The sequence below is a fragment of the Streptosporangium sp. H16 genome (assembly GCF_051918855.1).
Taxonomy (GTDB): Bacteria; Actinomycetota; Actinomycetes; order Streptosporangiales; family Streptosporangiaceae; genus Streptosporangium.
Genome location: NZ_JBPXMD010000002.1, coordinates 415,849 through 426,512, shown reverse-complemented (window position 1 = coordinate 426,512; position 10,664 = coordinate 415,849). Strand labels below are relative to the sequence as shown.

Sequence of the window (10,664 nt, the reverse complement as noted above, 5' to 3'; positions counted from 1 at the left end):
CATGGCGCTGAGTAACAGGGACAGGATCGGCCGAGGTCTCGAACTCCTCGGAGCCGGGCTGGAACCGTTCGTCGACATGATGATGAGCATGGCCATGCCTCCCGGCAAGGACTGGGTGAAGGTTCTCGAAGCGCGGGACGCGAATCAGCACGGCGCGAACAAGATCTACGACAAGACCGATGTGCGATTCCTGTTGGTCGTTTTGACCGGTGAGTGGAAGGTGTTCAAAGAGCGACTCTCCAAGGTGGAGAGTGGCTTCGCCAGCGAGCTGCGCGAGGTCGGCAACAAGTGGGCGCACACCAAGCCGTTCTCCGGTGACGACACCCACCGCGCGCTCGACACCATGGAGCGGTTGCTGACTGCGGTTGGTGCTATGGACCGGGCCGACGAGGTGCGTAGGCTCCGGTTGGACCAGCAGCGGAGCCTCTATGACAGTGCAACCCGCAAGGCTGCCCAGTCGGTGGCCTCCATGCCCAGCATCGAGGCCAACGGGCTCAAGCCCTGGCGAGACATCATCACCCCACACGCGGACGTACAGGTGGGCAAGTTGGACGCCGCCGAGTTCGCCGCCGACCTGCACATGGTCTCCATCGGGGAGAGCACTAGTCAGGAATATTCCGACCCGGTGCAGTTCTTTCGCCGTACCTACCTCACCGAAGGCCTGAAGGACCTGCTGCAGCGGGCGGTCGCTAGAGTCGGTAAGGACGCCAATGCTACTCCGGTCTGGAATCTGCAGACCAACTTCGGCGGCGGCAAGACCCACTCGATGCTGGCCCTGTGGCACATCTTCTCCGGGAAGCCGCTGCACGACTTCCCGCAGGAGGTCGTTGATCTGGTCAAGGACGCGGACACCAGCGCGATCGGCAGCCAGGTTCAGCGGGCGGCGCTGGTCGGGAACCACATCGATCCGAAGGCAGGAAAGCTCCATGAGGATGGTGTGCACACTCACACCCTCTGGGGTGAGCTGGCCTGGCAACTCGGCGGGCGCAAGGCATATGAGATTGTCCGTGAGGCCGACGAGGCGCGAACCAACCCCGGGGATGCCTTACGGCAGCTCATCTCCGCCTACTCGCCGTGCCTGATCCTGATCGATGAATGGGTCGCCTACGGCCGACAGCTCTACGGCCGTGACGACCTGCCCGCCGGGACGTTCGACACCCAGTTCACGTTCGCGCAAACCATCACCGAGGCGGTCAAGGCCGTGCCGGGCGCGTTGCTAGTCGTCTCTATTCCTGCTTCCAGTCACAAGGAGGCGGAAGAGGGGATCATGGGCAGTGCACTGGAGGTCGGTGGAGTCAACGGTCAAGCCGCGCTGGAGCGGTTGCAGAACGTGATTCGCCGGGTGGCGCAACAGTGGCAGCCCGCGCGGGCACACGAGTCCTTCGAGATCGTCCGCCGTCGCCTCTTCGAGGAGCCTGATGCCCAGGCGAAGGCCGAGATCGCGGCCATCGCTAAGCAGTTCTGGAAGTTCTACAACGACCACAAGGGCGAGTTCCCGCGCGAGTGCTCCGAGGTCTCCTACGAGAAGCGGATCATCGACGCCTATCCGATCCATCCGGAGCTCTTCGATCGGCTCTATGAGGACTGGTCGACGCTGGATCGTTTTCAGCGCACCCGAGGTGTGCTCCGGCTGATGAGTACCGTCATCCAGCAGCTTTGGCAGACCCAGGACGCCGGACCGCTGATCATGCCGGGCTCGCTGCCGCTCAACCATCCGGCCGTGGTCAGCGAGCTGACGCAGTATCTCCAGGACAACTGGAAGACCATTATCGAGACCGACGTCGACAGCGAGACGGCCACGCCGGTCCAGATTGACAAGGAGCGGACCGTCTTCGGCAAGCGGGCGCTCACCCGCCGACTGGCAAGGACACTCTTTTTCGGTTCCGCACCGACGCTGACCAAGCCGCACAAGGGCATCGAGCAGCAGAACATTCGGCTCGGGGTGGCCATCCCCGGTGACGTCGTCGGCAACTTCGGCTCCGCGCTGCACATGCTCACCGACCGGGCCACCTTTGTATACGTAGATGGCGCCCGCTACTGGTACGACACTCAGGCATCGGTGACCCGTACGGCCAAGGACTACGCCGAGCGGCTGCACAAGGAGGACGTCTGGCTGGAGATCGTCACGCGGCTGCGGCGCAAGGAGCTCAAGTCGCGAGGGGACTTCTCTGCAGTCCACGTGACCGACGACAGCAGTGAGGTGCCCGATAACGGTGATGCACGCCTGGTGATCTTGCATCCAAACGTCGTCCATGCCAAGAATGACAGCGGTTCCTCGGCCCAAGTTCTCGCCCAGCAGATCCTTGACAGGAAGAGCAGTGCGCAGCGGATCAACCGCAACATGCTCGTCTTTCTTGCTGGCGACGCCAAGCGAATGGAGGAACTGGAGGAGGCTGTTCGAGAGTATCTCGCCTGGAAACACATCGAGGGACGAGAGGAAGAGCTGAACTTCACCAAACAGCAGTTGAAGCAGGTTACGACCCGGCTCAAAAACGCCGACGAGGCCGTCGAGCTGAGGATCCGTGCGACCTACTACTGGGCGTTCGTCCCTATGCAGTCGCCCGGAGGCCATATCACTTGGGAAGCAGAAAAGGCAGACGGCGGCAAGGACCGGCTGGCCGAGCGGGTCAGCGCCAAGCTGCGCCAGATCGATGCGCTCCGGGTGGTCCAGGCCGCGTCGGTGATCCGGGGCAACCTGGACCGGGAACTGGCCAGCGTCTGGGGGCGGGGCTACATCTCGGTCAAGGAGCTGTGGGACTACTACTGCCGCTATCCCTACCTGCCGAGGCTCCGAGACCGTGAGGTGCTGGACGGCGGGATCGCCGCCGGGCCCGACGAGATGGACTGGGAACGTACCGGGTTCGCCCTCGCCACGGGCTACGACGGCCAGCGTTTCGAGGGACTGGCCCTGCCACCGAACAGCCGGTTCGGACAGATCACTGACGGCACGCTCCTGGTCCGGCCCGACCTCGCTCTGTCCCAGCACAATGCCGATGTCGAAGCTAAGGCGAAGGCCGATGCTGCGGCGGCAGCGGCCGGCGGGGGGGTGGTTGATGGAGGCTCAAGTATCTCCGGCGCGGGCACCGGTCCGGATGGAGTGACGGTCGTCGTTCCGCAGCCGGGAGGGAAGACCCCGCCGCCCGGTCCTAAAAACGTCAGGTTCTACGGGAGCGCCACACTCGACCCGGAGTTCTACCAGAAGAGCTTCACCAAGATGGTCCAAGAGGTTATCCAGCACCTGGCCGCGGTGGAGGGAGCGGAGCTGGAACTCAGCATCGAGATCACCGCCCGCAAGCCGGACGGCTTCCCCGAGGACAAGGTCCGCATCGTCTCGGAGAACGCCCGCGTTTTGAAGTTCGACCAGTTCAGTTTCGAGGACAGCTGATCCGAGTCTCCGTCCGGGCCGCCGTCGCCAGGTGGTGACGGTGGCCCGATCTCGGCTGCGACCTCACTTCGAAGTCGTTTTTCCGGGAAGCACATCTCGCGCGTGACTCGACACCGCGCCTGCTGGAAAACGACCCTGTTCCTCAGGAGCGATCAGGCAGGCCGTCGAAGTGACCGTTCTTGATGCCTGCGATGAAGGTGCTCCACTCGTCGCGGCGGAACAGGAGCGTTCCGCCATTGCGGTTCTTAGTGTCGCGGACGGCGACGTCGTTGCCGACGAAGGCCATCTCGACGCAGCTCGGGCCGTCGCCGCTGAGGCTGCTCTTGCGCCAGTGTGCACCGGATAGATCTGGCTGCATCTCGGTTCCTTCCGCTAGTGATCTCTGTGTAGAGACGTGAGTAGCGCAGCCGTATCAGCAGGGCTGAGCGCTATCGCGCGGAGATACTCACACATCTGGTTATACCTCCGAATATCTGTTTCTTTCTCAAGAAACAGGTCGCCGGCCATACTGTCGATGTGGATCACGTCGGGGTCGTCTGGGCCGAACTTCAGGACGATGAAGCTGCCGGGCATTCCCGGATGGGCACCGGCAGAGAACGGGATGACCTGGACGGTGATGTGTGGGCGCGGGGCTTGCTGGATGAGGTGTGCGAGCTGATCGCGCATGACCGCATCGCTACCGACCTTCCGGCACAGAGCGGCTTGGTCCAGGATCGCCCACAGGCGGAGCGGTTTGTCGCCCTCCAGGAGAAGTTGCCGCTGCATCCGTGCAGTAACGCGGTTCTCGTTTTCGTCGTCGGGGGCGGTTGGCCGTACACCGCGGATCACCGCTCGCGCATAGTCCTCGGTCTGGAGCAGGCCGGGGACGAACAGCGACTCGTAGTTGATGGCCTGCCGAGCCTCGGACTCCAGGCCGATGTAGGCACTGTACTGGCCGAGAAGGTTCGCTTCGAGGTCGTTCAGCCAGCCGCGCTGCTTGGCCTCCTTCTGCAAGGACAGCAGGTCGGCGTGGGTGTCGCCGGTGACGCCGTAGATGTCGAGTAGAGCTATGAGTGTCCTGAGTTGTGGCTTGGCCTGGGCGGTCTCGATTCGGTAGAGCGTGACGATGTTGACTTTGGTTTTCTCCGCGACGTCCTCCTGGGAGAGTCCGGCGGCTTGACGGAGGCGGCGTAGCTCGGATGCCAGGCGGCGCAATCGCACCGTAGGGGGTTGGCGTTTGCTGGATGGCGTGGACGCGTTTCCGCCCATTCCTTACCTCTCTCGCTTTTAGGGCGTATCTGGATCATGTATGAGATACAAATGTAGCCCTTGCGTTCACCTAGTGTGATGACTCATGCTCTGAGAGTTAGCTTTCCAGGCGAGGTCATCGCTGGAAGGCGAAACGCACGATTTCCCCAGACGGCCGGGCAGACGATCTTCCCTCCCGAGGCGGCCCACCCCCGTACCGGGTGTCCGTCCGGCCTCAGCGGTACGACCGGCGACGCATCTGCGACGCTCCCCGGCCGTGCTTCCCGTAGGACCGGCACCGTGCCCCCGTCCCCCGTGGGGTGAGCGGCGTCCCCCGTCTGCGAACGGTGCCGGTCCTACGCCCGATGTACTGACCAGGAGCGGGTGAAATGACCGGTGTAACCACCACGGAGCACTATCTGGAACTCTCCGTCTTCCCGACCTCGCCCTACTACGCCCGCGTGCACGTCCGGCGGGTGCTGGAGGGCTGGCGGCGGGACGACCTGGTCGAGACGGCCCAGCTCGTCGTCTCTGAGCTGGTCTCCAACGCCGTCAAGGCGCACACCTCGTGCCCCGCCGACGTGGAGGCGACCCACCTCGGCCCTGACCACATCTGGATGGACCTCTACCTGGTCGGCGAGACGGTGGTGCTCCGCGTCTGGGACGCCGCCCGCACCCCGCCCGTACTGCGCGACCCCGGCCCCGACGACGAGAGCGGCCGAGGTCTTCATCTCGTCGACCTCCTCGCCACCGAGTGGGGCTACTACCGCCCCACCCCCGGCGGCAAGATCGTCTGGTGCACCCTGGCGGCCCCACCGCCACCTCCCGAGGAGCAGGCAGGCACCACCCACCCGCATCGATGAGAGGGAACAGTTTGGAAGCCTTCGAACGTGCCCGGCTGGACGCGTACTTCGCCAAGGTCGCGGCTCGGTTCGTTCCCGAGGAGCGGATCACGTCCTTCCTGGTCACTCATCTTCTGCCCGAACGACCCTGTTTCGTCCGCGCGGTCGCGGCGATGAGCCGCCTGCGGGCGGTGCTGCCCAAGCCCAAGTCGATCGACCCCGCCGCGCGGCATGAGGCCGAGCAGGCCGTCCCGGTCGACGCGCTTTCCCGTGAGCTGTTCGCCGACCCCGGCACGGCCCTGGACTACTTCGAGTCCCGGGCCGCCACCGAGCCGATCGCGCTGCTGGACGTCGGCGGTTACTTCGCCCCATCCCTGGCCGAGGTGCACGGGCGCTTCTCCGGTCGGCTTCTCGGGGTGATCGAGGACACCGAGAACGGCCACCGCCGCTACCAGGATCTCGACCCGCTGCCCTGTCCGGTGATCTCGGTCGCCCGATCACCGCTGAAGGACCCCGAGGACTTCCTCGTCGGCCAGTCCGTGGTCTTCTCGACCGAGGCCGTGATGCGCGGCCGGGGTGACATCCTGCACGGCCGTCCGGCGCTGGTGATCGGTTTTGGCAAGCTCGGCAGCTCGATCGCCCGGCTGCTGCACGCCAAGGGGGTCCAGGTCACCGTCTTCGACATCGACCCCGTCCGCCGTACCCAGGCGCTGTCCCAGGGGTTCGCCGTCGCCCGCGACCGTCACAGCGCCCTGACCGGAGCCGGACTCGTGCTCTGCGCGACCGGTGCCCTCTCCCTGCACGGCGAGGACTTCCCCCACCTGCGCAACGGCGCCTACGTCGCCACCGTCACCAGCAGCGAGGACGAGTTGGAACTCGGCGGACTGCCGGACGTCTACACCCGCACAATGGTCGGTGACCACATCACCCGCTATCAGACGACCGGCCACTACTTCTACCTGGCCAACGGCGGAAACGCTGTCAACTTTTTGCACGGTGCGAGCGTTGGGCCGTTCATCTTCCTGGTCCAGGCCGAGATACTCGCCGGAATCGGGATGCTCACCCGTGGAGACCTCGCACCCGGTATGCATGAGGTCTCCGCGGCCGACCGCGCCGCTGTCGCGGCGATCTGGCTCTCCTACTTCAACAGGTGATCGACTTGGCCATCACGGCAGACCACATCCGCAGTGTCATCGGCGACTACCTTGACGTGTACCCCGAGGACAAGCAGAGCCTCGCCCCGGCCCTGGAACTGCTGGACAACGGTGTGGACATCACCACCCGCGGTGAATTCCGCGGCCACGCGACCGCCGCCGCGATCCTCGCCGACCCCGACGGGCGGATCCTGCACATCCGCCACCTCGTCCTGGACAGCTGGCTGCTGCCCGGCGGTCACCTGGAGGTATCCGACACCACCCTGCTGGACGCGGCCCTGCGTGAGCTCGCCGAGGAGACCGGCATCCCCGCCGCCGTCGTCACCCCGGCCGGTGACCGTCCCCTCCACATCGACATCCACCCCATTCCCGCCAACCCGGCCAAGGGCGAGCCGGACCACCGGCACATCGACTTCCGGTTCCTCCTCCACACCACCAGCGCGATCGGCCCGCTCCAGACCGAAGAGGTCACCGCCGCCGCCTGGCACGAGCCCGACAGCATCGGCGACCGCACTCTGAGACAACGTGTCATCCAGGCACTTCGCTGAGCCCTTCCGCTGGATCTGCCCCCTCAAAGGCGGTCGGCAGTGGCGTTGAGGTGCCCGGCCGGCCAGTTGGGTTGGAAAGGGCTCAGTCGGGCGTGGTGCCTCCTTGGATCTCTTCGTTTCTCAATGGAACATGCTCGCTGTCGGCTTGGTTTCTCGCGAGGACCTTCCAGAATTCGGTCAATGTCTCTTCGTCGAGCAACGAAGGATGCTTCTCAAGCATCAACTTGATGCTGTCCCCAACTTGCTGAGGTGTGAGCGCTTCCATCGCGCTCAACTCCAAAGGAACGTTCTCATTCTCGATCCGGGCATTGCGCAGGACTCTCATCTGCTCTTCACTGAACAGCCTGGCCAGCAGGGCAGAGATAAAACGTTCCCGCGCTTCCGAGCTGCTCATGTTTGCTCGATACTGTTCGAGTGCGGCAATCACTTCTTGCGGGGCCTTTGCGGGTGCGGGTCCGATCAAGATGGTCGACTCGGTCGGATCGGCCTGGTTGTCAGTCTTACGAGTTCGCGCAAGCCTGTTCCGCGTCGACTTCATGAACGGAAGTGCTTGATCGTTCCACCATCTCTTGAGGTGCGGCGCAGCCTGCTGTGCAGCCTCTATGGCAACAAGAAGAACCACTGCGACGAGCAGCGCGTCAAGTTCTGAGCGCTCCCGTGCTCGGGAATCCGAATTACATTCATCGACGTTGACAAAAACCGGCGGAGACGCCGTTGGTGCATTTTCCTTGTTCTCGCCGTTCAAGAAGAACTCGGGATGTACCGACTTGTTGGTGTCAGGGTCGCGCGTGGGTCCACGATGAGCACCAGCGGTCTTTTTAGATTTTGGGAGTTTAGCTCCCTTTGGAACTCTGACAACAGCGTCGTATTCGTCGTATTCAATGCTAGCCATTTGCCACCTTCAGCCTGCGGGCATGCATGACAGCGACTTGAATGGAGCTGATCTTCAGGCTCGCCCAAGCCGTGCACACGCCGCCGATCGGCGAGCACGATCGGTGCGTCGGGAGCCGTGCTCCGACTGTACTTGCGACCGATGATGTTTTTTGCCGGATCAACAGACGTTGATGCGGACCCGCTGTCGGCGCTGATGGGTACCTCAATGTCCGCCGTCCCGAGTGGACGGAAGCGAGGTACACAGGATGGCGCCTTTCAGGGGATCTGTCCGAATTGATGCTGGTTCAGATGGCGGGCGCATAGCCATATTCCGGGCATTCCTCCGAGCCAGCGGGAGTGCAGCCGTACAAAAGGTTTCACCATGAATCAGTACGAAGCGGTCACGCGACCCTCGCCGCTCTCGATGGATGGACCTTGCGTGTCCAGCGGGGCAAGGCCGAAAGCCGGTTATTTGTTAACGAAGAGTGCTATTTTCGGTTGGTCCGATATGTGGCTGCCCCTGGCGGCGATGATGAAAGTGAAATTTCAAACTGTCGGAACGGGAGGTTAAAGTGATCGACCAGTTCCTTTGCCGCACCTATCCCTGAGGTCGCCACATGCCGGTCGAGAAGTTGGAGAACGACATCCAGACGCTGGTCGGGAAGATCTCTCGAAGAGAGATCATGCTCCCGGAGATTCAGCGCGGCTACGTCTGGAAACCCACGCAGGTGGCGAAGCTGGTCGAATCGCTCTACCGGGGATATCCGTCCGGCTCGCTGCTGCTGTGGCGGACCGACGACATGCCGGAGACCCGCCCCATCGCGATCAGCGAGGGCAACGGTGCCCAGCCCGCGGTCCCGCCGCTGTTTCTGCTCGACGGCCAGCAGCGACTCACCTCCCTGCACCGGGTGATCAGCGATCACCCCGAGGCCCAGATCGTGTTCAACGTCGAGACCGAGGTGTTCCAGAACCAGAGCGCCGCGACGGCGAAGGACCCCCGCTGGATGAAGGTCGCCGACGTGCTCCGGCCGGGCGCCAAGCAGTTTCCGATCATTGTCCGGATGAGCGCCGCGCTGCCCGAGATGGACCCGGACCTGATCGGAGAGCGGGTCAGCCGCCTGGCCCTGATCCGGGACCGCAGATTCCATATGGAGGTCCTGACCGAGTTCCCGTACGAGGAGATCGCCCAGATCTTCGTGCGGGTCAACAGCGGGCGGCCGCTCAAGACCAGCGACCTCGCGCTGGCTACCCTCTCCGCCCGCTGGCCCGGAATCGTGGAGAAGCTCGAGAACGAGGCCAGACACTGGGCCAAGCAGGACTTCGGCGACCTGGACGCCACCTTCCTCACCCGTGCCCTCACCGGCACGGTCCTGGGCCGGGGCCTGTCCACCTGGTCGCACAGCCGACTGATCGCGGCGACCGACGATGAGCTTGAGCAAGGCTGGGCCACCGTGCAGAGAGGGCTGCGTCACCTCGTTCCGCTGCTCAAGGAGAACCTGAAGATCTCCAGCAGCGGCCTGCTGCCCTCGCGCGTGGTTCTGCTCCCGCTGATCGTGCTGCTGGGGGAGCGGTCCGACGAGTCACTGGACGCCGAGACGACCAAGGGGCTGCTCTACTGGTTCCTCGTCGCGACCATCCGCAACCGCTACAGCACCTCCACCGACACCCGGCTCAGCCAGGACATCCCGGTGACCCGCGAGCCCGATCCGGTCAGACGGCTGCTCACCAATCTCGGCATCGTGGGCACCCAGGTGGAGGTGGCTCCTCAGGCGCTGGCCGGGCGCACGGTCGGCAGCCCCTACTTCTTCCTGAGCTACCTGGTGGCCAAGGAGGCGGGCGCCACCGACTGGTGGCACGGCACGCAGATCAGTGCCGTCGCCGAGGGCGCTCAGAAGCTGGAGTACCACCACATCCACCCACAGGCGACGTTGAAGAACCATTCCGCGAAATACACCAAGACCGAGATCAACGACCTGGCCAACCTGGCGTTCATCTCCGCCAAGGCCAACCGGAAGATCAGCGACCGTTCCCCGCGCGAGTACTTCGCCGATGCCAAGTTCTCCCTGCTCACCGAGGCCGAGCTGGCAGCGCACTTCGTCCCCTACGACGAGGCGCTGCGTGACGCCGGTGCTTACCGGGAGTTCCTGGTGGCCCGCCGTCGACGGCTGGCCGGAGCCATGACCGAGCTGCTAGACCGGTTCCGGCCCGCCTGGATGGACGAGGCGCCGGCTGCCGCCGATCCGCTCACCGGTAGCTCCCTGGAGTTCGTCCTCTACCAGAGCACGTGGGACGAGAGCCGGATCGTGGCCGTCGCCCAGCGGGACAGCTCGGCCTGGACCGGCGCCTTCGGCCTGAACGACTTGGTGTCGGCGCTCGGCGCCGCCGACGGCGGGCTGGACAGCGACCTGGTGATCGCCGGTGAGACCTGCCCCCTTCAAGTGGAAGGAGATTCGGTGAACGTGACGATCGGACCATTCACGGTCTCGGGAACCCTGGAGGAGTGGCACCAGATGGTCGAGCGAGAAAAGGACGACGCGCTGCCGCTCTCTCAGCTTCCCCAGGTCACCGAGACTTCCTGGCAAGGGGAGCCGACCCTTTTCCCGGTTACAAGCATCGAATAACTATCTGCACCTCG

The 10,664-nt window shown here is 64.2% G+C and carries 8 protein-coding genes; 5 read left to right on the top strand and 3 right to left on the bottom strand.

Going from position 1 to position 10,664, the window contains the following annotated elements:
* Position 1 precedes the first annotated feature (1 nt).
* Positions 2 to 3,385 carry a Swt1 family HEPN domain-containing protein gene (locus ACTOQ2_RS04915; RefSeq protein ID WP_440098489.1) on the top strand — a complete coding sequence of 1,128 codons (3,384 nt, stop codon included), beginning with the start codon at positions 2 to 4 and terminating at the stop codon, positions 3,383 to 3,385.
* A gap of 142 nt (positions 3,386 to 3,527) precedes the next feature.
* On the opposite strand, the gene ACTOQ2_RS04910 is transcribed toward ACTOQ2_RS04915, so the two are convergent.
* Positions 3,528 to 3,743, bottom strand: a complete 216-nt coding sequence (locus tag ACTOQ2_RS04910) for a DUF397 domain-containing protein (protein ID WP_440098488.1) — start codon at positions 3,741 to 3,743, stop codon at positions 3,528 to 3,530.
* A gap of 14 nt (positions 3,744 to 3,757) precedes the next feature.
* Positions 3,758 to 4,585: a helix-turn-helix domain-containing protein gene (locus ACTOQ2_RS04905; protein WP_440098487.1), complete on the bottom strand. Its 828-nt coding sequence runs from the start codon at positions 4,583 to 4,585 to the stop codon at positions 3,758 to 3,760.
* Between the two features lie 416 nt (positions 4,586 to 5,001).
* Here ACTOQ2_RS04905 and ACTOQ2_RS04900 point away from each other — a divergent pair, with 416 nt between their 5' ends.
* From ACTOQ2_RS04900 to ACTOQ2_RS04890, 3 genes are read left to right on the top strand one after another with little or no spacing between them, the layout of a single operon-like run.
* Complete coding sequence (locus tag ACTOQ2_RS04900) at positions 5,002 to 5,475, top strand: ATP-binding protein (RefSeq protein ID WP_440098485.1); 474 nt, start codon at positions 5,002 to 5,004, stop codon at positions 5,473 to 5,475.
* Between the two features lie 11 nt (positions 5,476 to 5,486).
* Positions 5,487 to 6,608, top strand: a complete 1,122-nt coding sequence (locus ACTOQ2_RS04895; protein ID WP_440098484.1) for an NAD-binding protein — start codon at positions 5,487 to 5,489, stop codon at positions 6,606 to 6,608.
* Positions 6,609 to 6,613: 5 nt separating this feature from the next.
* Positions 6,614 to 7,156, top strand: a complete 543-nt coding sequence (locus ACTOQ2_RS04890; protein ID WP_440098483.1) for an NUDIX hydrolase — start codon at positions 6,614 to 6,616, stop codon at positions 7,154 to 7,156.
* An 82-nt stretch (positions 7,157 to 7,238) separates the two neighbouring features.
* On the opposite strand, the gene ACTOQ2_RS04885 is transcribed toward ACTOQ2_RS04890, so the two are convergent.
* A complete protein-coding gene (locus tag ACTOQ2_RS04885) occupies positions 7,239 to 8,048 on the bottom strand; it encodes a hypothetical protein (protein WP_440098481.1) in 810 nt (269 codons plus the stop codon).
* A 598-nt stretch (positions 8,049 to 8,646) separates the two neighbouring features.
* Here ACTOQ2_RS04885 and ACTOQ2_RS04880 point away from each other — a divergent pair.
* Complete coding sequence (locus ACTOQ2_RS04880) at positions 8,647 to 10,650, top strand: GmrSD restriction endonuclease domain-containing protein (RefSeq protein WP_440098480.1); 2,004 nt, start codon at positions 8,647 to 8,649, stop codon at positions 10,648 to 10,650.
* Positions 10,651 to 10,664: the final 14 nt, after the last annotated feature.